This window comes from Streptomyces prunicolor NBRC 13075, from assembly GCF_000367365.1.
In the GTDB taxonomy this organism is placed as follows: domain Bacteria; phylum Actinomycetota; class Actinomycetes; order Streptomycetales; family Streptomycetaceae; genus Streptomyces; species Streptomyces prunicolor.
Window position 1 is genome coordinate 88,196 of the sequence record NZ_BARF01000104.1, and the last position, 22,575, is coordinate 110,770.

Below are 22,575 nucleotides of genomic sequence, written 5' to 3' on the forward strand. Positions count from 1 at the left end.
GTGTGCTCCGGTCAGCTGCCACCGACGGTGAAGCCCTGTTGCTTGGCGTATGTGGTGACCGATTTCTGCCATTGGGTGAGCGCGGCGGTGAGGTCCTGCTTGTTCGTCATCGCCTTGCCGACGGTGTCGTTGAAATCGCTGAACACGTAGTCCTGGACGGGGCTCCAGGTGAAGTCCGTGCTGACCGTCTTGGAGATGTCCGAGAAGACCTGGTTCACCTTCTGCCCTCCGAAGAACGGCAGCGAAGTACTCAGGAAGCTCTGGTCGTTGAGCAGCGCCGTCGTGGCGGGGAAGAGCGACTGCTTGGAGGCCAGCATCTTCGTCGACGCGGGGTCGCTGTTGAGGAACTCCGCGAACGCCGCAGCCGCGGCGGGGTACTTGGTGCTCTTGACGACCGCGCTGGTGGAGCCGCCGGTGTTGCCCGAGGCGGACTCCCCCGCGCTCCACTGGGGCAGCGGGGCGACGCGCCACTTGCCTGATGTTCCCTTCGCGGTGCCCTGCAGGAACAGCGGACCCCAGGCGGCGGTGAGCCAGGTGGCGTACTTGCCGCTGGCCAGGCCGCGGTACCACTGGTCGGTGAAGTCGGCGTCGGTGGAGACCGCGCCCGACTTGACCAGGCCGCTCCAGTAGTCGGACACCTTCTTGGCGGGCGCGTCGGCGATGTTCACGTCGAAGCTCGTCGCCGAGTTGCTCTTGAACGGGCGCGATCCCGCCTGCCAGAGCAGACCGGTGTAGGACGCGCCGTTGCTCGGGGACATGTTGGTCAGATACGCCTTCGGGTCGGCCTTGTGGAGCTTCTCGGCCGCCGTCGCGAACTCCGCCCAGGTCGTGGGGACTTGGATGTGGTACTTGTCGAAGATGTCCTTGCGGTACAGCATGCCCATCGGACCGGTGTCCTGCGGGATGGCGTAGACCGAGGAGCCCTGCGAGACCTGGCTCCAGGCCCAGGGCAGGAACTTGCTCTTGACGCTGTTCGCGCCGTACGGGGCCAGGTCGAGCAGGCTCTTGGTGATGGTGAAGGAGGAGACTTCGTGGGCCTCCAGCTGTACGACGTCGGGGGCTCCGCTACCGGCCTTCAGCGCGGTACGCAGCTTGGGGTACTCGGCGGCGGGCTGGCCGGCGTTGACCACCTTGACCTTGATGTTGGGGTACTTCTTCTCGAAGAGATTGACCTCGGACTGGATGCCGTCCACCCAGCTCCAGAACTCGATCGTGGCCGGCTTCTTCAACTCGGCTGCCATGTCGACGGACTTGGTGCCGTTGCCGGACCCGGCCGTCGAGCCGCCCGAGCAGGCGGCCAGCACGAGCAGGGCGAGCCCGCCCGCTGCGGTGGCGAGCAGGCGCGAACGCCTGCCCCTTGTCGGAGACCTCATCGTCTCTCCTCCTGTCTGTTCCCGGTGATCCCGGTGTCCCGCTCGACGAGCACCCGGACATCCCAAGCTCCGAGTGAAAACTCCGATCCGGCTTCGAGCGCTTCGCCGGAAAGCAGATCCATGGCGGGTACGGGCAGCCGCACGGGCGCCGTCTCCCACGACCAGTTGCTGACGAACCGCAGCCGTCGTCCGTCGGCCGCGCGGGCCCCGGTCACGGTCACCGATGCGGGCCGGGCCCGCCACGGGTCCTCGGGCAGGGTCGTCTTCGCGACCCAGCGGGCCAGTTGGCGCGCCAGGGCGGCATCGGGCAGGGTGCCGAGATAGGTGACCCGGCCGGTCCCGTGCTCGTTCGTGACGGCGGCGGGCCAGCGGCCCAGGTGCGGATGGTCGTACGTGGCCAGCGGCTTCGCGCTGTCCGGTACGAGGGCGTCCGCCCAGGCCAGCGCGCGGCCGTCGAACCCTCCGTCCGGTCCCGCCACCCGCACCGGCTCGGCCAGGTTGGTGTACTCCAGGTAGTGCGCCCCGACGGCCTCCCGCAGCACGCCGGGCATGACCCGGGGGCGCGGCCTGGCGTCCTCGTCGGCGTATCCGGAGCGGAACGTGAGGAGCAGGTGGCCGCCGTGGTGCGCGTACTGCTCCAGCAGTTCCAGGAGTTCGTCGCTCGCCACGTACAGGGCGGGCACCACCAGCACCGGCCAGCGGGCGGCGAGCGCGGCGGCGTCCGTCCCGAGCTGCCGCGGACTCAGTACGGCGGTCTGGAGCCCGGCGTCGAACAGGCCCTGGTAGAGGGTCGCGACGACGCGGTCGTACGCCAGCCGGTCCGGGTCACCACTGGTTCCGGCGGCGATGGGCGGCTGGAACTCCAGCGCCCACTTGCTCTCCAGCGAGTACAGGATCGCGACCTCGGCCTCCGGTTCGAGCCCGGCCAACACGTCCCCGGCCTGCTGGAGTTCGGCACCGACACGGCTCAACTCCTCGTAGCAGCGCCCGGGTTGGAGGCTGTGCCCGAGGACTCCGCCCCAGTGCGTCTCCAGGCCGAAGTGCAGGGTGTGCCAGTGCCAGTACTCGACCGCCGAGGCGCCGCGGGCCACCATCGCCCACACCGCCTGGCGCCACTGGCCGTCGTACGCCGGGTAGTTGACGTGCGACTCGCCGATCGACTGGGCGTGTGTCTCGGTGACGAGGAAGGGTTCGCGGCGTATCCCGTACGACAGGTCGGACTTGAGGTACAGCGCCCAGGCACCGGACCAGGGCAGCCACCACGGGCGGCCGGCCGACGGCGGGTCGGCGGGGGCCGGGTGCCGCAGCCCGTCCTGCATCGGGAAGTAGATGTTGGTGGCGGCCACGTCCAACTCCCGTCCGAGCGCCACCTCGTCCAGGGCTTTGCGACCCAGATCGATGCAGGTCGTGACGAACTGTCCGGGCGCCGCGAGTTCCCGCACGATCCCGGCCTGCCAGCCGATGAAGTCGGTGGTCAGGTCCGCCTGGTAACGGCGCCAGGCCAGGTCGTACGACGGGGTGGTGTTGCCGTCGGGCGTCCACAGCTGCGACCACTCGCCGATGCGGTGCGACCAATAGGTCAGCCCCCAGCGGTCGTTAAGGGTCGCCACGTCGCCGTAGGTGGTCCGGAGGTGGTCGACGAAGCCCTGGAACACGGCGGGGTTGTGGAGGATCTCTATCCCGGGCTCGTTGTCCACCTGCCAGCCGATGACCGCCGGATGGTCGGCGTAGCGCGGGACAATCTTCCTGATGACGCGTTCGGCGAGATACCGGAAGGCCGGGTGACTGAAGTCCGCGTCCTGCCTGCCGCCGTACGCGGCCGGTCGGCCGGTGGCTCGATGTGCCGCGGTCTCCGGGTACTTGCGGCGCAGCCACGGCGGGACGGCGTAGGTGGGCGTCCCGATGATGACCGAGATGTCCCGGGCGTGGGCCTCGTCCAACACCGGCTGCAGCCAGTCGAGTTCGAAGCGGCCGTCCTCGGGCTCCCAGGTGGACCAGACGGATTCGCCGACGCGGATGACCGAGAATCCGGCCTCGGCCATGAGGTCCAGATCGGTGGTCAGCCGTTCGTAAGGCTGGTATTCGGCATAGTAGGCGGCGCCGAAGAGGATGCGTCGAGGAAGATCGTTAACGTTAACATTCTTGGGTGCACGTGAGTTCATGAGTGTCGGTTCCCCCGCGTCAGTTCCGGGCCGCCGGGCCGGTGCTGGCACGTACGACGAGTTCGGGCTCGACCACCGTCAGGCCGTCCCGCACCCCGGCGCCCTCGATCTGGTCCACGAGCAGGTCGAGGGCGAGCCGACCCGCCTCGTCGAAGTCCTGCCGCACCGTGGTCAGCGGCGGCCAGAAGTACGCGGCCTCCGGGATGTCGTCGAAGCCGACCAGGCTCACGTCGCCGGGCACGTCGAGACCGGCCTCACGCAGCGCGAGGAGGACCCCGAGGGCCATCTGGTCGTTGGCGGCGAAGACCGCGGTGACGTCCTTGCGGCGCACCAGGCGCCGGCCCTGCTCGTAGCCCGACCGCGCGGTCCAGTCCCCGCGCAGCGGCGCCGGCGCCTTGCGCCCGGCCTCGGTCAGGGTGGTGCGCCAGGCGGTCTCGCGGGCCTGCGCCGACGGCCAGTCCACGGGGCCCGCGACGTGCCACACGGTCCGGTGACCCAGCGACAGCAGGTGCTCGGTGGCCTGGCGGGCGCCCGCGTGCTGGGCGATGCCGACCACCGGGGCGGACTCCTGCTCGATGTCGACGTCCACCACGACCACCGGTGTCCCCTTGGTCAGGTGCGGCAGCGCCCCTGCCGCCCAGTCGTGCGGGGCGGCCAGGATGACCCCGGCGAGCGACTCCGACATCAGGTCGCGCATCACCTCCTCGCCCGAGTTCTGGCCGGTGGACTCCAGCGTGGTGACCCGCACGGTGTAACCCGCGTCGCGGGCCGCCTGCTCGATGCCGAACAGCGTGGTCGCGGGGCCGTACAGCCTGGTGTCGAAGCCGACCACACCCAGCACCCGTGACCTGCCGGTCACCAGCGCCCGCGCCATGCTGTTGGGCCGGTAGCCCAGCTCCGCCACGGCCGCCAGAACCCGAGCCCGGGTACTGGCCTTGACCCCGGCGTGCTCGTTGAGCACCCGCGACACGGTCATCGCCGACACCTCCGCCAGCCTGGCCACGTCGCCGAGGACCGCGGGGCGTCCGCCCCGGTCAGTTGACGACGTCATAGGGCATCACTTGGAGATCGCTCCCTTTGTTTCTGTGGTGTTGCGCTGGACGTTAACGTTAACAAGAGCTCCGATTCAAGCCCCTTGCGGCGGAAAATTGCCTGGCGCACCACCTGAGCCGTTTCAGTCCCACCGTGACGCCACCAACCGGACCCCGCGTTTCGGCTGGTTGGGGTGGAGCCGGAAGGAAGGGCGAGTCATGGGGACAGCGTCGACGGGCACCGGGGCGGGGAACGGGCGGGCGCGCAGTCGGCGCGGCCAGGGAGCGCAGCCGCGCCGGGAGATCGTGGCCGGGGTCCAGCACCTGCTCGCGGAGTGGGCAGTGCTGACAAGCTCACCATGCGCGCGGTCGCCACGGAGGTGGGGATCTCCGCTCCGAGCATCTACCTGCACTTCGCCGACAAGACGGAACTGGTGTGGGCGGCTCTGGCCGACAGGTACGACGAGCTCGTCGCGCAGATGACCGCTGCCGGGGCCGATGCCGGCGGTGACCCCCGGGAGCGGCTGCGGGCGCAGGCGCACGCCTACTGCCTGTTCGCGATGAGCAACCCGGGCCACTACCGGCCGATGTTCGAAGTGCGCCAACCCACCGTGGATCCTGCCCTTCGACTTCGTCCAGGCCATGGCGCTGCCCATCCCCTGCCTGGTGATCTGCGAACTGCTCGGTGTGCCCTACGCGGACCGGGACGGTTTCCACGAAGCCACCGTGGATCTGATGGACATGGGCAAGAGCCGCGAGGTGCGCGACAAGGGCGCCCACTGGCTGATCGACTACATCACCGGGCTGGTCGCGGACAAGCGCCGCACGGGCGCCACCGACGGCATCCTCGCCGAACTCATCAACAGGGCCGACGGTGATGACGTCGTGCTGACGGGGCGTCAACTCATCGGTCTCGGCGTGCTGTTGCTGTTCGCCGGCCACGACACCACGGCCGCCATGATGAGGTTGTCCACCCTCACCCTGCTCACGCACGACGAGCAGCGCAGGGAGCTGATGGAGCACCCCGGGAAGATCGGCACCGCGATCGAGGAGCTGATGCGCTACCTCACCATCGTCCAGTTCGGCCTGGGCCGGGTGGCCAAGGAAGACCTGGAAATCGGCTGAGCCCACATCAAGCAGGGCGAGCTGGTCGTGGTCGCGATGAACGCCGCCAACCGTGACCCCCGCGCCTTCCAGGACCCCGACGCCCTGGACATCGACCGCAGGATGATCCGCCACATCGGCTTCGGTTACGGCGTCCATGCCTGTCTCGGTCAGAACGTCGCCCGCGCCGAGCTGAGGACCGTCCTGCCCAAGCTCTTCCAGCGCTTTCCGAATCTGCGGCTCGCCACGCCCCTGGAAGAGATCCCCATGGACTTCACCGGCACCAACTACGGCGTCCGCAAGCTCATGGTCACTCGTTGACACGCCGCTGACCTGCCGGGCCGGACCGATCCCCTGCCGGGCCCCTCGGCCTCGGTTCCGGCAGCCCGCGAGTCGGTCCAGCGAACGGCGACGGGGTTGGTGGCGCTGGAGGTGACGCCGACGAAGTGCCAGAGGAGCATCGTGAACAGGAACTCCCAGCGCTGCTCGTCGGCGCACACCTCGGCGAGTTCGGTGAGCTGCATGTTGTCGATCAGCCAGAGCCCCAGGGCCACGAGCGAGACGACGTGGATCGGCCGGATGAGGTCGAGTGTGTCGAAGCCGGACGGCCGGACGTCCTGAATGGAGTCGCTGCCGAGGGTCGCGATGTCCCGCTCGCACAGATAGGGCAGATTAGGCAGATACGCGGCGTGCAGGCCGGCTTGTGGGCTGCCCTGCTTGCGGTCCTGGTCCTGGAGGGCGTGGGCGACGTTTCCGGCGTGGACGATCAGCGCGTCGCCGGCCCGTACCGTCACGTTCTGGCGTTCCTCGGCGGCGACCAGCTCGTTCGGCATGATCGCGGAGCCGGGTTCGAGCCACGGCACGCCGTACAGCGCGGCGATGTCGAGGAGTGCGCCGCGGGTGATGATCCCCTCGCCGACGTGGTGGATCGAGAGCTTCTTGGTGCCGCCGATCGAGGTGATCTCCGAAGCCGACACCGTCCTGGCCGCGCTGTTCGGCGCCGAGACCGCCATCAGCATGATCACCGGTTACGCCGACGCCCGCCCCGGCATCGCGGCCGACCCGCACCACGTACGCCTGGAGATCTTCTCCGACGAGCGCTATGCCATCGCCTCGACCCGGCCAGCCGGCCAGCCGACGCACAGAGCCACCACGCGCCCGTCTGGCGCTCGCGTTACGACGGGCCGCTGCCCGGAGTACCCCAAGACCCTCTGCCGGCCGCCCACAGCACCGACCTGACGGGGGCCTGGTTCGGCCTGGGCCCCGGCGGCAGCGACCTGTTCGCCGCCGTCGGCGCCTTGGTCACCACCGGCGGCCCCGCAACGGAGCACTGCCGACCTGGGACGACTACAACGACAAGCAACGCGCCACCATGATCATCAACGCGCACGGCAGCCATCTCGAAGCCGACCCCTTCGGCGTCCAACGCGAACTGCGGGACGGCCGCACCTGCCCTCGGGCACCTGGTGGTCCTTCGAGGGACTCTGAGCGCGTGGTCCCCGACCCGGGGACCACGCACCGCCCGACGGCGGCATGGGCGGCCCGGCCTGCTACCTCGTCACCGCCCGCTCCCGGGGGCGGACGACACGTCGATGCCGTTGAAGACGGTGCCGAGGAGGCCGTTGATGAACTCGTCGGTCCAAGCCTGCCGCACGAGCAACCGGTAGAGCATCGCCCCGATGAGCGCTTCGGCCACGGCCGCGGTCGACGTGTCGGCCCGCAACTGCCCCAGGCGTACCGCGCCGTCCAGGCGAGCGGTGAGAGCGGCTTCGTTTGCCGCGGTGACGCGCTCATAGAACTTCGCCGCCACCTCGTCGCTCTCGGCCGCCGCGGCGGTGCACGCACGGATCAGGGAGGCATTCTCGGTCCGGGCGAGGAAATCGGCGAAGCCTCGCAACCAGGCGCGCAGGTCGCCGCGCACCTCGCCGCTGTCCGCGACCACGGCGGTCCTGGCAGGGACGTACCCCTCCAGGATGCACTCGGCGACCAGCTCGTTCTTGGAGCGGTACCAGCGGTAGACGGTCTGCTTACCGGCACCGGCGGCCGTCGCGATGCGGTCGATCGACAACTTGTCGTACCCGCTCGCCGCCAGCTCGTCGCGGGTCGCCTCCAAGATGGCCTGCCGCGTGCTCTCGCTTCGAGTGCGCCCCCGCTGTGAGTCAGACATGTTGACGAGATTAGCCGGAGAGGTAGGGTGAAAAAAGAAAGCAAGACACTTTGTCTCGCAAATAGGTCGGAGGCAGGACGTGAGCGCAAAGGTGCTGGTCATCATCGGAGCCGGCGGCATGGGCCTGGCGGTGGCGCGCCGACTGGGCGCGGGCCGCACGGTCCTGCTGGCCGACATCGGCGAGGACGTCCTCAAGGCCGCCGAGCAGACGCTGAGGGACGAGGGCCTCACCGTGGCCACGCAGGTGGTCGACGTGACCTCGGCCGCCTCCGTCCAGCACCTGGCGCAGACCGGACGGGCGGCCGGCGAGGTCGACCAGGTCGTGCACACCGCCGGACTGTCCCCCGTCCAGGCACTCGCGCAGGCGATCCTCAAGGTGGACCTGCTCGGTGTGGCGCTCGTGCTGGACGCGTTCGCCCCCGTGATCGCCTCCGAAGGTGCCGGCGTGGTGATCGCCAGCATGGCCGGACACATCGGCGCCGCGCTCACCCCCGAGCAGGAGCACGCCCTCGCCAGCACCCCCGCCGACCAGCTCCTCCAGCTGCCGTTCCTCAGCCCGGACAACGTCACCGACCCCGCGGCCGCCTACGGGATCGCCAAGCGCGCCAACCACGTGCGCGTCGCGGCCGCCAGTACCGCCTGGGGCGAGCGCGGCGCCCGGCTCAACAGCATCAGCCCCGGCGTGATCTCCACTCCCATGGGACAACAGGAACTCGCCGGCCAGGCCGGTCAACTCATACGCGCCCTGGTCGACGCCTCCGGAACCGGCCGCCTCGGCACGCCGAGCGACATAGCCGCCGCAGCCGCGTTCCTGCTCGGCCCGGACGCCTCGTTCATCACCGGCACCGACCTCCTGGTCGACGGCGGCGTCGTCGCCGCCGTGAAGTCCGGCCACCTCGGCGCCCTGACCGCACCGGCCGAATAGCCGCGCCTGCCGCAGCGGACGAGCCGGCACGACGCCGCCTCGCGTACGGGGGCGGGCGGTGGCCGCCGGGGAACTTCGGTGACCGGCGGGAATGACGCGGCCTGCCCGTACGTCGCCTGCAACCCGGAACCCCTGCCGCGACAACCGCGCAGGGCATCACAACCGGAGTCGACACCGGTCATCCGACAGCCGGGCTCCTACCGGATGCGACGATGTCACGAAGGTCGCCGTCAAGCACTTCGGCATCAACTGGCCGGCCACCGTGCCCTCTCAGAGGCGGTCCCGCTTGAGCCCCGCGGGGGTGTTGCGTGCGCCGGCGGCCACGCCCTGGGGAGAGACTGCGTCGATCGCGGCGGTCTCCTCCGCGGTCAGTTCGATCGCTGTCGCTGCCGCGTTCTGCTCCAGATAGTGGCGCTTCTTGGTGCCGGGGATCGGCACCGTGTCCTGGTTGATCACCCATGCCAGTGCCAGCTGGGCGACGTCGATGTTCCGCTGTTCGGCCAACTCGCGAAGCCTGTCGACGATCTTCAGGTTGGCGTCGATGTTCTCCTGGCTGAACCGGGGCAGGTTGCGGCGGGCGTCGGTGGCCTCGAGGTCGTCGACGGTACGGATGCTGCCGGACAGGAACCCGCGCCCCAGGGGTGAGAACGGTACGAAGCCGATGCCCAGCTCACGCAGCGTGTCCAGCACTCCGTTGTGCTCGGCGTCGCGTTCGAACAGCGAGTACTCCGACTGGACCGCGCTCAGCGGGAAGGTGGCGTGCGCGCGCCGGATCGTCTCGGGCGAGGGCTCCGAGATCCCCACGTAGCGCACCTTGCCCTCGGCCACGAACTCCCCCAGGGCACCGACCGTCTCCTCGATCGGCACCTGCGGGTCGGTGCGGTGCAGGTAGTACAGGTCGATGTAGTCGGTTTCCAGGTGCCGCAGGGAACGCTCCAGCGCCTTGCGCGCATACGCCGGGCTGCCGTTGAGGGCACCCGTGGCCACGCCGTCGTCGCCGATCTCCGTGGCGAACTTCGTCGCGATCGTCACCTCGTTCCGACGGCCCTTCAACGCCCTGGCCAGCAACTGCTCGTTCAGGAAAGGACCGTAGACCTCGGCGGTGTCCAGGAACGTCACCCCGAGTTCGAGGGCCCGGTGGATCGTGGCGACCGACTCCGCGTCGTCGCGACCTCCGTAGAAGGCGCTCATCCCCATGCAGCCCAGGCCCTGCGCGCTCACGACCAGCCCCTGTGAACCGAGCTCGCTCGTCTTCATGACTTCCTCAGCATTCCCGGCAGCAGGCCGCTGCCCGTAGAGATTGGTCTTTCTGTCCGCCGCCGCGCAGCCGCGAACGCCCGTCGTCCGCACCGTGCCGTCCTCGGTGCCCGAGCTACGTCAGCCTTTACGCTGCGTGCGCGGTTGGCGCGAAGATGCGGGCGGCAGTTCGGGAAGCTCCGAGGATCGGCCCGTTTCACTGACGAAGCGCGCCAGGAGTCGTCCGAACACGGCCACATCCTCTTCGGGCCACTCACCGAACAGTTTCCTGAGCCCTTCCTGCTGCCGTGCCCGGGTCACCGCGAGACGTCGACGTCCCTTCGGGGTGAGCTTGAGCAGTTGCGCCCTGGGGAGGTGCGGGGCGGGCACCCTCAGCAGCAGCCCCTGCGCCTCCAGCTCGGCCAACTGGCGGCTGACGGTGGACTTGTCCAGGCCGTAGACATCCGCCAGGTCCTTCGCGTGTGGGCTCGCAGCGGAGTCGACGTAGCTCAGCACGCCGAACGCGACGAACGACAATCCCTGGTACATGTCGTTGGACTGGGTCCTCGTGCTGCGCGTGAACTGGACGATCGCCTGATGGATCTCCTCGATCGGGTCCCGTTCCGCCTCCATGCGGACATCATGCGAGTTGCATCACGCAACTGTCAAGGTTGTCCCGCGCAACTCTGGCGACCTCGGTCAAGCAGGGCGGGAGTGCGGGAAGCAGTCCTGGGCGCGTCGGGCGACCAGGTTCGAGAAGTCGACGACGACGGGGCTGAGGGTGCGGGCTGTGGCATGGATGAGGCCAATGGTGCGGAAGGCGTCGGGATCCTCCAGCGGCAGCTCGGTGATGCCGGGGGTCTCCTCGCGCGAGGGCGGCAGGACAGCCACGCCGAGCCCGGCCGCGACGAAGCCGCGGATGGTGGCGATCTCGGAGCCGTGGAAGGCTGCGTGCGGAGTGAAACCGGCCGACTCGCACAGGGCCGTCACCAGGTGGTGCAGACCGTAGCCGGGACTTGCCATCACGAAGTGCTCCGACGCCGCTTCGGCCAGTCGCACCGAGCCGCGCCCGGCCAGACGGTGCCCGGCGGGGACGGCCAGACGCAGGGGCTCGCGGACGAGGGGCCGGGCGGTGATGCCGGGTTCGTCGGGCAGCGGGGAGGTCAGGCACAGGTCCACCTCCGCGTTGCGCAGGTGTTCCAGCAGGTTCGAGGCGCTGTCCTGGACGAAGTCGAACCGGACGCCGGGGTGTTCCTCGCGGAACCATCTCACCAGCAGCGGTACCGGAGCACTGCCCAGGGCGGGAAGGAAGCCGAAGGAGATCGCGCCGGGCGAGTCGGTGATCCGGCGTAGTTCCTCGTAACCCGCGGCGAACTCCCCCAGTCCCCGCTGGACACGAGCGAGGAAGGCGCGGCCAGGCCGGTTCAGCCGTAGGCCGCGCCGCTCGCGGTCGAACAGGGGTGTGCCGACCGCGGCCTCCACCCGGGCGATGCTGCGGCTGACCGTCGACTGCGGCATGCCCAACTCGTCGGCGGCGCCGGTCAGGTGCTCCAGTCGGGCCACGGCCTCGAAGCGGACCAGGTCCGAACACAGCCCCGCCGGCGGAGCCAGCCGGTTGGAGTGGACCGGTGGAGCACCACCGAATGACTGTTCCATATATGGAATGGTAGGTGCAGTTCCATGCATTGGACGCATGCGTGAGGACGTCCTAGCGTCGTTCGGGTGATTGACAGCAACGCTCTCCCGACCGCTCACGCGCGAGGTGATTCGGGGTTCCGCAGGGCCACCCTGGCACTGCTGGCCGCTGGGATCACGACCTTCATGACGCTGTACTGCGTCCAGGCACTCCTGCCGGCCCTCTCCACCGACCTGCATCTGTCGCCCGCCGCGGCCTCGCTGACCATCTCGGTGTCCACGGCCGCCATGGCCGTGGCCGTCGTACCGCTGACCGTCCTGTCCGACGCGTGGAGCCGCACCGGGATGATGACCCTGTCGCTGTCGTCGGCCGCAGTCCTGGGCATCGCCTCGGCCTTCGCGCCGAACTTCACGACCCTGCTGGTCGTCCGCGCACTGGAGGGCCTGGCCCTGGCCGGCCTCCAGGCGACCGCCATGTCCTACCTGTCCGAGGAGGTGCACCCGGGGTCGCTCGGGCACGCGATGGGTCTGTACGTCGCCGGCAACGGCATCGGCGGAATGGCAGGCCGGCTGATCGCCGACGGCATCCTGGAGGTCACCGGAAGCTGGCGCTGGGCACTGGGCGGGGTCGGCCTGGTGGCCGCCGCCGCAGCCGTCTTCTTCCGCCTGTCGGTCCCGCCCTCCGTTCGCTTCATACGCCGCGAACCGCAGGCCCGCGCACTGGCGGCGGGCATCACCAAGGCCCTGCCCGACAGCGGTCTGCTGCGTCTGTACGTCATCGGCTTCATGGCCATGGCCGCTTTCGTCACCGTGTACAACTACCTCGGATTCCGGCTGATCGCCGCGCCCTTCCACCTCTCCCAGACGGTGGCGGGGCTGCTGTTCGTCGCCTACATCGCCGGTTCCTTCTCCTCCACCACGGCAGGGCGGCTCGTCGACCGACACGGCCGCGGCCGCGTCCTGTGGCCCGCGCTCGTCATAGCCCTGGTCGGCCTCGCCACCATGTTGGTCCCCAACCTGGTCACGGTCATCGTCGGGCTGGTCGTCTTCACCATCGGCTTCTTCGCGGCCCACGCGGTCGCCAGCGGCTGGGTCGCCGCCCGCTCCGCCGCGATGGGCGCCCAGGGCTCGGCGGTCTACCTCTTCCTCTACTACCTCGGCAGCGCCATCGGCGGCTCCCTGGGCGGACTGGCCTACTCCGCGACCGCGTGGCACGGCATCACCCTGTACTGCGGCGCTCTCCTGGCCACCGCACTCATCAGCGCCGTGACCCTGCGCCGCCTGCGCGCACCGGAGCCGGGACGCCCGGCTGTCGGCACCGCGGTCGACACCTCCACCGACAAGTCGCCCACTCCCAACTGAGAAGTCGGCGACGAAGCCTCCCCGGCGCGCACCCGCCTCACCTAGTGTCGCCAGTAAGCCGCCAATTCTCATGCACCACCCCCTTGTGGCCTCCAAGTGTCGACAGTACTGTCCCAACCGACCGTCCGACCCCGTGCGGACGGTCCTGTCGCAGAACACTGGAGACAAGGGAGTTCACAGTGGCACGCAGAACGAGTGAAGGCTCCAACCACCCGAAGGGGACTGCCCTGTTGGACCGGGAGGTGGCCTACCGCGCCCGTCCCCGCGCGCTTCTCCTGGCGGTCGCCGGTCTCGCCGCGGCACCGACACTCGTCGCCCCGGCCGTGGCCCAGGCGTCGACAGGCGGCAAGACCATCCGGGTCGGGTCCGGCGAGACCCTCGAGCTGACCCGGACGACCCGGGCGAGCAGTCTCACCATCGCGGCCGGCGGCATCATCGCCGCCCCGGCGGGACACAGCCTCACCCTGACGGTCAACGGTGTGGAGACCGGCGGCAAGCTGAGCGAACTCACCGACGGCCAGGGCGGAGCGGCCACGGTCATCGCCCCCGGCACCTATCGCGGTGCCGTGGTCCTGACGGTCGCCGAGGAGACCGACGTCGCCTTCAGCGACCTCGTCTTCCCCTTCCGCCAGGCCGTCTTCGTGGACGCGGAGGGCGTGAACGAGGACAAGTCCGTACCCTCCGACGTCCGCGGCGGCAAGGTCACCCACACGCACGCCGACGACATCACCCTCCTCTCCCGGGGCGAGGCCTTCAACGGCGTCTACGTGTCGGGAGGCGCCGACTACACCGTGCGCGGACCGAAGATCGGGTTCGTGGGCAACGGCCGCTGCGACTTCATCGGCTACGGCGCGGCCGTGGTGGGCACGGGCAAGGGCACCACGCTCGTCGTCGACGGCGCGACCATCAGAAACGAGGGAGTGGTCCGTACGGCCGTCATCGCCGACGCCACCGCCAACGTCGTCGTCAAGAACTCCACCATCCACTGCGCCGACGGCGACAGCGTGCCCGCCGAGTACCCGGAGACCGGCACCGGCGACACCCGGTACATGATCACCGTGCCCTGGATGCTGGGCATCTCCGGGAACGTCCGCGCGACCAATCTGCTCGGCGCGAGCACCAGGGCCTCGTACATCAACTCGTCGATCTCCTCGGAGAAGTGGGGCGCCCTGTCGGTCGACGGCGGCAGTGGCTGCACGCTGACCGCCATCAACAGCCGGATCGCCAACACCGGTGGCGAGGGCTACGGTTCGTACGCCATCGGCAATGTCACCGAGCACTTCCTGGGGTGCACCTTCGATGTGGGCGACTACGCCCTCATCCACTGGGGTTCCTCCGCCCACTACGGGGACAGCACCCGCGCCGCGGTGTCCGCGCTCAACGACTCCCTCGAACTCGGTCTCACCCAGGCCGAGTTGCGGAGCCTGCCGGTGCGCCCGACCGTCATCGACGCCGGTCGGTTCATGGTCATGTGGTACGCCGCCGGGGCGGTCGGTATCGACGGCGGCACCCAAGTCCGCACGGGCAAGACCGCGTTCGTCTCCAAGGCGGTCGCCGGGTCCGTCACGGTCGACGGCTCCCGGGGCGCCTCCATCAAGCCGGGCAACGGGATCATCTACCAGTTGATGGACACCGACCGGCCCAGCAGCGTCTCCGTCACCGGCAAGCCGTGGAAGACCGAGATGATCGGCACCTACACCGAGCCGACCGGAGCCGCGACGAAGTCGTCGACCTGGGACACCACGAGCGGGCAGAGCACCGACGCCACGGCGTCCTTCACCGACATCGACCTGAAGGGCGACTTCTACAACTCCGTGCGGGGCGGCGGCAACGCGGGACTCCAGGGGCAGAACCTCAACCTCACCTTCACCCGCTCCTCCGTGCGGGGCGTCATCTCCGCGACGGCCACCAAGCACCGGGTCTCCACCATCACCATGGCCGAGTACCGGGAGATCAGCGAGGTCACCAACACCCCGGCGCCCGTCGTCAACAACGGTGTCATCGTCACGCTCGGCAGCCGGTCCACCTGGACCGTCACCGGCACCTCCCACCTGAGCGCGCTGACCCTGGCGTCCGACGCCTCGGTCCGGGCCCCGTCGGGCAGCACCGTGAAGCTCACGGTCGACGGGACGCCCACCGCCATCAAGGCGGGCACCTCCTACGCGGGAGCGCTGACGCTGACCGTGGCGTGACCGGCACATGAGACGCCCCCGGTCGCGTGCGGTACGCGGCCGGGGGCGTCGTACGACCGGGTGACTATCGCTCCATCACCGGCTTGTCGCCGACGTAGGCGTCCATGCCGACGAAGAAGGCGCAGAACCGCCAGCAGCCGTCCGGCTCACGGCGCAGCCGTGCGTGGTAGATGACGCTGGCTCCCCAGCGAACGGTGTCGGCGGCCACGGACACCAGACCGAAGGCGATCGCGGTGGCCGCTCCCGCCGTCAGATCGAGTTCCTCGACGAGGACGTTGCCCATCAAGTGCCGCCGCTGATCGCCCTGTTCGGCGACGACCTCGGACAGCCGCTCCTGTATCCGGGTACGGCCGTCGAAGCGCTCGAACGCCTCGGCGGAACCCTCGGCCACCTCGAACACCGCGTCCTCGGTGAAGCAACTGGCCAGTTGGGCGAACTGGGCCTCATCGTGAGCGACGGCGAACCGGTGGAAGGCGTCGGCGATCCGAGCCCGGGCGGACAGCGCCTCGGGACCGAAGTCGGCGGCTTCCAACGGCCGCATCGCGACGCGGCCCTGACGGTGGGCCCAGGCCTGGAGTGGTGATGACGGCACGGCGTACCTCCTGTGAACGAAGTGAGCAAAGCGGACGAGGTGGTGACGCGCACGGGGATGTGGTAATCACTGACGGTGACCTGTGCGCGCGGTCGTGGCGGTAGCGGCTCCCTCGCCCCATCGCGCCGCCGCCTGTCGACAGATCGCACGTGATTGGTATGCAACCGCTCTCATGCGTACGCTAGTGTCGACACTGTCAAGACGAGTGTGAAGCTGGACCAGTCAGGGAGACCCCCTCATGCCCCATCAGGACACCCCTCTCGTGTTGGAGCGCCTGTTGCGCCTGCGGGACCGGCGTGAACCGCTGGTCGCGCAGATCGCCGAGTGGGTCGGTTCGGGCATCATCGAGGGCAGACTTCAGCCCGGGCAGGACCTCAACAGCGTCGAGCTGTCCAACCGCTTCGAGACCAGCCGTACGCCGGTCCGCGAGGCACTGATGCTCCTCGAACAGGAGGGGCTGGTGGAGATGAAGGCCCGCCGCCGGCCGCGCGTCGCCTCGCCGTCCCTCCAGGACATCCGGGACATCTACCAGGTCAGGCGGCAGCTCCTGGCCATGCTGGCCGGGCTGCTGGTCGAGCGTGCCACCGAGGACGAACTCACCGAGCTGCGCGGCCGGGTCGAGTCGATGCGCGACCTCGCCGACAAGGAGGACGTGGACGCGTACTTCTGGAGCCATGTGCAGCTCCAGGAACGGATGACCGAGATCGTCGGCAACACCACGCTGAAGCAGATCCTCGACTCGCTCGCGCTGCGCACGCTCATGCTCCGCCACCTGAGCCTGACGCGTACGGGCCGGCTCGCCTACAGCGTCGATGACCAGGAGCGCCTGATCCAGGCCTACGAGGAACGGGACGGCGAGCTGGCCTCCGCGCTGATCGCCGGAGCCACCGTACGAGCGCTGCGCGCGGTGGAGGAACAACTGGAGCAGGACACCGCGCGCACCCGCCCGCCCGGCCGCGCCAAACGCGGCCGTACCTCCTGAGGACGGCGGGCGGCGCCTACTTGGCGAGAACACCACCGTCGACCGGAAAGTTGCCGCCGGTCACCCAGGCCGACTCGTCGGACACCAGGTAGACGGCGCACCAGGCGATGTCCTCGGGCGTGCCGACCCGCCCCAGGGGGATCCGGTCGAGGAGCGCCTTACGGGCCGCGCCCTCATGCGCGCCCGCCGACTCGGTGGCCGGGGTACGCACCATGCCGGGCGAGATGGTGTTGGCCCGGATCCCCAACGGACCTCCTTCTACGGCGAGTTGACGGGTCAGTCCGAGGACGGCCGACTTGCCCGCGCAGTGCGCGACCATCCCGAAGGTCCCGCTGCCCCGGAAGGCGTTGACCGAAGCGAAGTTGACGATCGAGCCACCCCCGGACACCTCCATGTGCCGCCACACCGCCTGCACGGGCAGGAAGACGACATCGACCTCGCCCCGCAGCGTGGGGGTCCACTCCTCGAAGAAGTCCATGTCGGCGGCGGTCGCCATGTGCGGGGCGATGGCACCGGCGGTGACCAGGGCGTCGATCCGCCCGTGCCGTGTGTGCGCCTCGTCGGCGAACCGCCGGGTGTCGGCGGGGTCCGTCATGTCGAGCGGTCCGAGCACGTCGATGGTCAGGCCGCGGTCGGCGGCGAGTTCGCGGGTGCGCTCGGCTGCGGCGGTGTCGATATCGCAGCCGACGACGGTGGCGCCCTGTTCGGCGCAGAGCAGGGCACAGCCCTGACCGATGCCGGCGCCCGCGCCGGTGACGAGGACGACCTTGCCGGCGAGTCTGCCGGGACCGGTGGGGGCAGGAATCGGGCGGGAGTGGGTCATGGTCCCTCCTGGGAACGGTGGTGGAGGTCGGTGCCGTCGACACGGTGGGTCCGGGCGGAGGGCGGATCACCAGCCCGGTGGCGCGGGAAGCTCCACGTCCAGGGCGACGAGGAAGCGAGACACCATGCCGTACGCGGCGACGGTCGCGGTCAGTTCGACGAGTTCGGCGTCGGTGAAGTCGCCGCGCAGCGCGTCGAAGACCTCGTCGGGCACCTGTACGTGCCGAGTCATGGCGTCGGTGTACGCGAGTACCCTGCGCTGTCGCGCGTCCAGGGCCGGGTGTTCGGCCGCGTCGTCGTGCCGGAGGGCGGCGAGCTGGTGGCCGTCCAGTCCGGCGGCGCGGGCCTCCGGTTCATGGGCGGTCCATTCGTAGGAGGCCCGGTTGAGCACGGCGATCCGCAGGATCACCAACTCCCGGATGTCCGCGGGCAGGTCCATGCGGAGCCGGATCGCTCCCAGCAGGCTGTTCCAGCCGTCGGCGACGCTCGGGCTGTACAGAAGCATCCGGTCCAGGAGGCGCAGGGTGCCGCCCCGTCGTGCACGGATGCGGTCCGCGACGGGTCCGGTTCCGTCGATGCCCGGAAGTCGTGCCACGGTCGTCCTTTCTCGGCATGTCGCGCGGGCCGCCGTTCGGGCGGCCTCAGTTGTTCGGGGCGGCCGGGCTACTCGGGCGCCGTCGGCCGGTGCAGGACTCCCGGGCCGACGGTGTCGCCGAAGATCATGGCGGGGGTGTCGTCGGGCCCGGTGAACTGCGGCCACTGCTCCGGCCCGGCCCCGTTCGGGTCGGCCGACTCCACGAAACGCGCCCAGGCGTCGGCCATCGCCTTCGCCAGCACGCGGTCGGTGGGCTGCCAGGGCCAGTCGGGTCGGCGGTCCAAGTTGTCGAGGACGTACGGGAGTTCGGCGGTGTGGTAGACCCCGGAGTCCGGCAGGCCTGATGGCAGCGCGGGCTTGCGGGTGAACCGGTACATCCAGGTCGGGGCGCCGGTCGTGGCGCGGTGAGTGTGCGCCCAGTGCCACACGGGGCGGACGAATCGGGTGTCGCCCACGGTCTTCGGTTCCTGGCCGTCCTTCGCATAGACCGTGCCCTCGTCGAGGTTGGTGCCCACCAGCAGCGGTACGGAGTGCTGCCGGCCGGCGGCGAACACGTCGTCGGTGGGTTCGGTCAGGACGCGGCCGTCGACGACGGGTCCGAAGTGTCCACGGACGATGAGTTCGACGCCCGAGATCCCCCGGAGCGTCTCGATGTCGTGGGTGGCGAATCCGTCGGCGTATGACAGTCCCTGCTTCTGGGCGTCCTCCTGATCCGGCAGCGGCCCCTCGGCCCGGCCCACGCCCGAGGCGCTCTGGCCGAGTGCCGCGCGGAAGAGCGGCCGGGCGGCACTCGCGGTCATCAGATGACAGATGTGGGCCGCTCCGGCGGAGTTGCCGGCCAGGGTGACCCGGTCGGGGTCGCCGCCGAAGGCCCCGATGTTCTCGCGCACCCAGGTCAGGGCGGCGCAGAGGTCCAGCAGGCCGTAGTTGCCGGAGGCGCCGAGGTCGTCCTCGGCGGCCAGGGCGGGATGGGCGAGGAAACCGAGGGCACCGAGGCGGTGGTTGAGGGTGACGACGACCAGGCCACGGGCGGCCAGGGACGCACCGTCGTGGATGTCCTGCGAGCCGTGACCGTACCGGTTGCCGCCGCCGTGGATCCACACCATGACCGGCAGCCCGCCGGCTGGGGAGGGCTCGGGGGTCCACACATTGAGGTAGAGGCAGTCCTCGCTCATCACCAGGGGGCGGCGGTCGTCGAAGTTGGTGCGGTACATCAACGAGCCCCGGGGCGGCTGGGGTTGCAGCGGCGCGGGCCCGAACGCGACCGCGTGCCGTTCGCCGTCCCAGCCCTCGGCGGCCCGTGGCGGCCGCCACCGCAGAGCCCCGACCGGCGGCGCGGCGAAGGGGATGCCGCGGAACACGGCGACGGAGCGGTCCCACTCCCCCAGCAGCCGGCCGCCGGTCGTGCGCGAGCGCGGGGCGTTCACGCCGGAGCCTTGTGCAGTACGCCGTCCTTCATGATCGCGGTGAGGCGGTCGCGGTCCTGGAGGACCCGGATGTCGTCGAGGGGGTCGCCGTCGACGAGGACGAGGTCGGCGAGGAACCCCTCCCGGATCAGGCCGAGTTCGCCGTCCATGCCCATGACCCAGCCGCCGTCCCGGGTGGCGGCGCTGAGCGCCTGGGCCGGGGTGAAGCCGAACCAGTCGACGAACAGCTCCAGGTCGCGGGCGTTGCGGCCGACCGGGTTCCACGGGAAGCCGTAGTCGCCGCCCGGTACGACCCGGATGCCTCGGCGGACGAGCTCCGGTACAACCTGCCGGACCGCCTTCTCGGTTGCCTCGACCTCCATGCCGGGCTCGGGCTCGCTGCCGGCCTCGTGCAGGTTGGCGTAGATGATGCCCGGGGTGGGCGCGACGAACAGCCGGTCCCGGGCGGCCTCCAGGAGGTCGAGGGTCTCCTCGTCGGCGAAGGTGCAGTGGTAGACGGCGCGGATGCCGTGCCGGACGGCCATCTTGATCGCCTCGGCCGCGTGGGCGTGGGCGGTGAGCGCGACTCCTCGGGCGCGGGCCGTCGCCGAGGCGGCGGCGACCTCGTCGTCGGTGAACTGCACGATCCGCGAGGTTCCCTGCACCACCGCGCTCTCCCCGGACAGCGACAGCTTGACGATGTCGACGTCGAGGTCCGCCATCTCGCCGACGAACCGGCTCACCGACTCGGGATCGGAGGCCCTGCCGTCGATTCCCGGGAAGTCGTAGACACCCGGTTCGACCATGCCGGCGCTGCCCTCCCAGGAGGCGGCTTTGAGGCGTGGTCCCGGCATCCAGCCCTCCGCGAACGCCTTGCGGGCCGCGGTCTCGGTGCGGGGCAGGCGGTTGCCACCGGAGTAGGCGCTGGTGATGCCGTGGTCCAGCAGCACCCGCCCGGCGTGCGCGACCAGCAGTGCCTTCTCCTCGTCGGGTTCGTCCCGGCGCGACGAGCCGTGTTCGACGGTGGAGCCGAAACCGAGGTGGGTGTGGGAGTCGACCAGGCCGGGGATCAGCGTGCCGCCGCCCCCGTCGACGATGCGGGCGGCGGCCAGCTTGTCGGCGGGGATCCTGCGGTTGACGGAGGTGATGCGGTTGCCCTCGACAAGGACCTCACCGGCGACGGGATCACGTCCGGTGCCGTCGAAGACCTGGACGTCGGTGAAGAGGATCGTCTCGCTCATGGTGCGCTCCTGAAGGTGTGCCGCATCTCGCCCAGTCCCCCGATCCTGCTCACGAGGGTGTCATCCGGACCCAGGAATCGCGGTGGGGTACGGCGGTTTCCCACGCCCGCCGGGGTTCCGGTGAAGATCAGGTCGCCGGGGCGCAGCGGACAGATCGCGCTGAGGTAGGAGACCAGCGTGGGCACGGGGAAGATCATGTTCGAGGTGCGGTCGTGCTGCACGGTCTCGCCGTTCAGCTCGCAGGTCAGCTCCAGGTCGTCGGGGTCCGGCAGTTCGTCGAGGCTGACGAGGGCAGGGCCGACCGGGCCGAAGCCGGGGAAGGACTTGCCCAGGGAGAACTGGGCGGGGCGGCCCGCGAGTTGGACGATCCGCTCGGAGAGGTCCTGGCCGACGGTGAGCGCGACGACCGGGTCCCAGCCCTTCTCGCGCGGCACGCGATGGGCGTGACGGCCGATGACCGCGACGGCCTCCAGCTCCCAGTCGACGTGCCCGGGCGGCAGATCGATGGTGGCGTGGGGCCCGGTGATGCAGCTGGGGAACTTGGTGAACACCAGGGGCTCGGCCGGTTCCTGGTAGCCCGCCTCCGCCGTGTGGGGGCGGTAGTTGAGCGCGACGGCGAAGACCTGGCGCGGCTCGGGCAGGGGCGCGAGCAGGTCGGACTCCTTGTACGGCCCGGCAAGCGCCGGGTCGATGTCCGACGACCAGTCGAGCAGGTCGTCCCACTGGCCGAAGAGGTCGGCCGGGTCGGCGGAGAAGCGGTCCGCCGAGGCGGTGGCCACGTCCACGGCGCCGTCGAGAGTCAACAGGACGGTGCGGCCCGCGAGTTGAGCGATACGCATCGGGTCACACCCACTGCTCGGCGGGCGGCTCGGGGGTGCCGTAGGCGTCCTGCCAGGACACCACCCGGTTGCGCAGGATGCCCAGGCCCTCGATCTCGGCCTCGACGACGTCACCGGGGTTGAGGTAGTTGGCGAAGGGATCCTCAGTGCTCGCCGCCACGCCCGCGATGGTCCCGGTGGTGAGGATGTCGCCCGCGCTGTAGGTCTGCGGCGAGTGGTACGCGACGAGTTGGGGGATCGACACCGACATGCGGGAGGTGTTCGACTTCTGCCGTACGTCGCCGTTGACCCGCAGTTCCATGTCCAGGTCGTGCGGGTCGCCGATCTCGTCGGCGGTGACGATGTACGGGCCGATCGGGCAGAACGTGTCGATGGCCTTGGAGAAGGAGAAGACCCCCGACTCCATCTCGCGGCGCTGGATGTCGCGTGCGGTGATGTCGTTGAAGACGAGGTAGCCCGCGATGTGCTCGGCGGCCTGGTCGGCCGAGAAGAACTTGCCCGGCCTGCCGATGATCACGGCGAGTTCGAGTTCGTAGTCCAGTTCCCTGGTCAGGTTGGCGGGGTACACGATCGGGTCGTCGGGCCCGATGATCGCGTCGGTGTTCTGGAAGAAGACGATGCCCTTGTTGACGGGGTGGGACCAGTCCACCCGGGCCAGGTCCTCGTGGTGCTCACGGAAGTTGCCCGCCGTGTGGAAGAACTTCTTCGGCACGATCGGCGCCCGCAGCCGGACGTCGGCGCGTGCGAACGTCCGCCCCGTCTCGTCCACTCGGCCCTCGCGTTCGAAGAACTCACGGGTGGTCGGAACGTCGAATTCCACCACCGTGTCCCCGTCCAGGCGCCCCACGAGCCCCTCGTCGAACGTCACCAGCTTCATCAGACCTCCCAAGAACTGTCGACACTCACCCTGC

Annotated in this window: 22 protein-coding genes; 7 read left to right on the forward strand and 15 right to left on the reverse strand. The window is 69.9% G+C overall.

Annotation, left to right across the window (positions count from 1 at the left end; translation table 11 throughout):
- Positions 1 to 11: 11 nt before the first annotated feature.
- The 3 genes from SPR02S_RS44135 to SPR02S_RS44145 are packed head-to-tail and all read right to left on the reverse strand — an operon-like array spanning position 12 to position 4,586.
- Positions 12 to 1,373: an ABC transporter substrate-binding protein gene (locus tag SPR02S_RS44135; protein WP_019063455.1), complete on the reverse strand. Its 1,362-nt coding sequence runs from the start codon at positions 1,371 to 1,373 to the stop codon at positions 12 to 14.
- A complete protein-coding gene (locus SPR02S_RS44140; protein WP_019063456.1) occupies positions 1,370 to 3,535 on the reverse strand; it encodes a beta-galactosidase in 2,166 nt (721 codons plus the stop codon). Before SPR02S_RS44140 ends, SPR02S_RS44135 begins: the two co-directional genes overlap by 4 nt.
- Positions 3,536 to 3,554: 19 nt before the next feature.
- Complete coding sequence (locus SPR02S_RS44145) at positions 3,555 to 4,586, reverse strand: LacI family DNA-binding transcriptional regulator (RefSeq protein ID WP_019063457.1); 1,032 nt, start codon at positions 4,584 to 4,586, stop codon at positions 3,555 to 3,557.
- 622 nt (positions 4,587 to 5,208) lie between these two features.
- Between SPR02S_RS44145 and SPR02S_RS65315 the strand changes: the two genes are divergently transcribed.
- Both SPR02S_RS65315 and SPR02S_RS65320 read left to right on the forward strand, forming a co-directional pair.
- Positions 5,209 to 5,691 (forward strand): cytochrome P450 family protein, encoded by a 483-nt coding sequence (locus SPR02S_RS65315; protein ID WP_019063458.1) that lies wholly within the window; start codon positions 5,209 to 5,211, stop codon positions 5,689 to 5,691.
- A gap of 6 nt (positions 5,692 to 5,697) precedes the next feature.
- On the forward strand, positions 5,698 to 5,991 hold the full coding sequence (locus tag SPR02S_RS65320; RefSeq protein ID WP_281169937.1) for a cytochrome P450: 294 nt from the start codon (positions 5,698 to 5,700) through the stop codon (positions 5,989 to 5,991).
- Here the strand turns inward: SPR02S_RS65320 and SPR02S_RS57680 are convergent.
- Positions 5,958 to 6,647 carry a cyclase family protein gene (locus tag SPR02S_RS57680; RefSeq protein WP_019063460.1) on the reverse strand — a complete coding sequence of 230 codons (690 nt, stop codon included), beginning with the start codon at positions 6,645 to 6,647 and terminating at the stop codon, positions 5,958 to 5,960. The genes SPR02S_RS65320 and SPR02S_RS57680 overlap by 34 nt on opposite strands.
- Between SPR02S_RS57680 and SPR02S_RS44160 the strand changes: the two genes are divergently transcribed.
- Positions 6,628 to 6,909: a hypothetical protein gene (locus SPR02S_RS44160; protein WP_158697975.1), complete on the forward strand. Its 282-nt coding sequence runs from the start codon at positions 6,628 to 6,630 to the stop codon at positions 6,907 to 6,909. The two genes, SPR02S_RS57680 and SPR02S_RS44160, sit on opposite strands and share 20 nt — an antisense overlap.
- Before the next feature lie 319 nt (positions 6,910 to 7,228).
- Here the strand turns inward: SPR02S_RS44160 and SPR02S_RS44165 are convergent, their stop codons facing one another.
- A complete protein-coding gene (locus SPR02S_RS44165; protein WP_026151433.1) occupies positions 7,229 to 7,837 on the reverse strand; it encodes a TetR/AcrR family transcriptional regulator in 609 nt (202 codons plus the stop codon).
- A 79-nt stretch (positions 7,838 to 7,916) separates the two neighbouring features.
- Here SPR02S_RS44165 and SPR02S_RS44170 point away from each other — a divergent pair, with 79 nt between their 5' ends.
- On the forward strand, positions 7,917 to 8,762 hold the full coding sequence (locus SPR02S_RS44170) for an SDR family oxidoreductase (RefSeq protein ID WP_019063463.1): 846 nt from the start codon (positions 7,917 to 7,919) through the stop codon (positions 8,760 to 8,762).
- Between the two features lie 270 nt (positions 8,763 to 9,032).
- Here SPR02S_RS44170 and SPR02S_RS44175 read toward each other — a convergent pair whose 3' ends face one another.
- The 3 genes from SPR02S_RS44175 to SPR02S_RS63615 all read right to left on the reverse strand — a co-directional run bounded on the left by SPR02S_RS44175 (position 9,033) and on the right by SPR02S_RS63615 (position 11,654).
- Positions 9,033 to 10,019: an aldo/keto reductase gene (locus SPR02S_RS44175; protein ID WP_019063464.1), complete on the reverse strand. Its 987-nt coding sequence runs from the start codon at positions 10,017 to 10,019 to the stop codon at positions 9,033 to 9,035.
- A 120-nt stretch (positions 10,020 to 10,139) separates the two neighbouring features.
- Positions 10,140 to 10,631 carry a MarR family winged helix-turn-helix transcriptional regulator gene (locus tag SPR02S_RS44180; RefSeq protein WP_019063465.1) on the reverse strand — a complete coding sequence of 164 codons (492 nt, stop codon included), beginning with the start codon at positions 10,629 to 10,631 and terminating at the stop codon, positions 10,140 to 10,142.
- Between the two features lie 66 nt (positions 10,632 to 10,697).
- Complete coding sequence (locus SPR02S_RS63615) at positions 10,698 to 11,654, reverse strand: LysR family transcriptional regulator (protein ID WP_019063466.1); 957 nt, start codon at positions 11,652 to 11,654, stop codon at positions 10,698 to 10,700.
- 66 nt (positions 11,655 to 11,720) lie between these two features.
- Here SPR02S_RS63615 and SPR02S_RS44190 point away from each other — a divergent pair, with 66 nt between their 5' ends.
- Together SPR02S_RS44190 and SPR02S_RS44195 are read left to right on the forward strand one after the other, a co-directional pair.
- Positions 11,721 to 12,995, forward strand: coding sequence for an MFS transporter (locus SPR02S_RS44190; RefSeq protein ID WP_019063467.1), 1,275 nt, complete (start codon positions 11,721 to 11,723; stop codon positions 12,993 to 12,995).
- A 179-nt stretch (positions 12,996 to 13,174) separates the two neighbouring features.
- Positions 13,175 to 15,187: a hypothetical protein gene (locus SPR02S_RS44195; RefSeq protein WP_218006601.1), complete on the forward strand. Its 2,013-nt coding sequence runs from the start codon at positions 13,175 to 13,177 to the stop codon at positions 15,185 to 15,187.
- Positions 15,188 to 15,251: 64 nt separating this feature from the next.
- Here the strand turns inward: SPR02S_RS44195 and SPR02S_RS44200 are convergent, their stop codons facing one another.
- The gene (locus SPR02S_RS44200; protein ID WP_019063469.1) at positions 15,252 to 15,779 is read right to left on the reverse strand and encodes a nuclear transport factor 2 family protein; all 528 of its coding nucleotides are present in this window, start codon (positions 15,777 to 15,779) and stop codon (positions 15,252 to 15,254) included.
- A 238-nt stretch (positions 15,780 to 16,017) separates the two neighbouring features.
- Between SPR02S_RS44200 and SPR02S_RS44205 the strand changes: the two genes are divergently transcribed.
- Positions 16,018 to 16,761 (forward strand): GntR family transcriptional regulator, encoded by a 744-nt coding sequence (locus SPR02S_RS44205; protein ID WP_019063470.1) that lies wholly within the window; start codon positions 16,018 to 16,020, stop codon positions 16,759 to 16,761.
- Between the two features lie 16 nt (positions 16,762 to 16,777).
- Here SPR02S_RS44205 and SPR02S_RS44210 read toward each other — a convergent pair whose 3' ends face one another.
- The 6 genes from SPR02S_RS44210 to SPR02S_RS44235 all read right to left on the reverse strand — a co-directional run bounded on the left by SPR02S_RS44210 (position 16,778) and on the right by SPR02S_RS44235 (position 22,541).
- Positions 16,778 to 17,584: an SDR family NAD(P)-dependent oxidoreductase gene (locus SPR02S_RS44210; RefSeq protein WP_019063471.1), complete on the reverse strand. Its 807-nt coding sequence runs from the start codon at positions 17,582 to 17,584 to the stop codon at positions 16,778 to 16,780.
- A gap of 66 nt (positions 17,585 to 17,650) precedes the next feature.
- Positions 17,651 to 18,178: a carboxymuconolactone decarboxylase family protein gene (locus SPR02S_RS44215; RefSeq protein WP_019063472.1), complete on the reverse strand. Its 528-nt coding sequence runs from the start codon at positions 18,176 to 18,178 to the stop codon at positions 17,651 to 17,653.
- 68 nt (positions 18,179 to 18,246) lie between these two features.
- A complete protein-coding gene (locus SPR02S_RS57690) occupies positions 18,247 to 19,605 on the reverse strand; it encodes a carboxylesterase/lipase family protein (RefSeq protein ID WP_019063473.1) in 1,359 nt (452 codons plus the stop codon).
- Positions 19,602 to 20,825, reverse strand: coding sequence for an amidohydrolase family protein (locus SPR02S_RS44225; protein ID WP_019063474.1), 1,224 nt, complete (start codon positions 20,823 to 20,825; stop codon positions 19,602 to 19,604). Before SPR02S_RS44225 ends, SPR02S_RS57690 begins: the two co-directional genes overlap by 4 nt.
- Complete coding sequence (locus SPR02S_RS44230) at positions 20,822 to 21,664, reverse strand: fumarylacetoacetate hydrolase family protein (protein WP_019063475.1); 843 nt, start codon at positions 21,662 to 21,664, stop codon at positions 20,822 to 20,824. The genes SPR02S_RS44225 and SPR02S_RS44230 overlap by 4 nt, the downstream gene beginning before the upstream one ends.
- A gap of 4 nt (positions 21,665 to 21,668) precedes the next feature.
- Positions 21,669 to 22,541 (reverse strand): fumarylacetoacetate hydrolase family protein, encoded by an 873-nt coding sequence (locus SPR02S_RS44235; RefSeq protein WP_019063476.1) that lies wholly within the window; start codon positions 22,539 to 22,541, stop codon positions 21,669 to 21,671.
- Between the last annotated feature and the right edge of the window lie 34 nt (positions 22,542 to 22,575).

Excerpts from the sequence above, each read along its gene's own strand:
- SPR02S_RS44135 (WP_019063455.1), bottom strand. The coding sequence starts at position 1,373 with ATGAGGTCTCCGACAAGGGGCAGGCGTTCGCGCCTGCTCGCCACCGCA.
- SPR02S_RS44140 (WP_019063456.1), bottom strand. The coding sequence starts at position 3,535 with ATGAACTCACGTGCACCCAAGAATGTTAACGTTAACGATCTTCCTCGA.
- SPR02S_RS44145 (WP_019063457.1), bottom strand. The coding sequence starts at position 4,586 with ATGACGTCGTCAACTGACCGGGGCGGACGCCCCGCGGTCCTCGGCGAC.
- SPR02S_RS65315 (WP_019063458.1), top strand. The coding sequence starts at position 5,209 with ATGGCGCTGCCCATCCCCTGCCTGGTGATCTGCGAACTGCTCGGTGTG.
- SPR02S_RS44165 (WP_026151433.1), bottom strand. The coding sequence starts at position 7,837 with ATGTCTGACTCACAGCGGGGGCGCACTCGAAGCGAGAGCACGCGGCAG.
- SPR02S_RS44175 (WP_019063464.1), bottom strand. The coding sequence starts at position 10,019 with ATGAAGACGAGCGAGCTCGGTTCACAGGGGCTGGTCGTGAGCGCGCAG.
- SPR02S_RS44180 (WP_019063465.1), bottom strand. The coding sequence starts at position 10,631 with ATGGAGGCGGAACGGGACCCGATCGAGGAGATCCATCAGGCGATCGTC.
- SPR02S_RS63615 (WP_019063466.1), bottom strand. The coding sequence starts at position 11,654 with ATGGAACAGTCATTCGGTGGTGCTCCACCGGTCCACTCCAACCGGCTG.
- SPR02S_RS44205 (WP_019063470.1), top strand. The coding sequence starts at position 16,018 with ATGCCCCATCAGGACACCCCTCTCGTGTTGGAGCGCCTGTTGCGCCTG.
- SPR02S_RS44210 (WP_019063471.1), bottom strand. The coding sequence starts at position 17,584 with ATGACCCACTCCCGCCCGATTCCTGCCCCCACCGGTCCCGGCAGACTC.
- SPR02S_RS44225 (WP_019063474.1), bottom strand. The coding sequence starts at position 20,825 with ATGAGCGAGACGATCCTCTTCACCGACGTCCAGGTCTTCGACGGCACC.
- SPR02S_RS44230 (WP_019063475.1), bottom strand. The coding sequence starts at position 21,664 with ATGCGTATCGCTCAACTCGCGGGCCGCACCGTCCTGTTGACTCTCGAC.
- SPR02S_RS44235 (WP_019063476.1), bottom strand. The coding sequence starts at position 22,541 with ATGAAGCTGGTGACGTTCGACGAGGGGCTCGTGGGGCGCCTGGACGGG.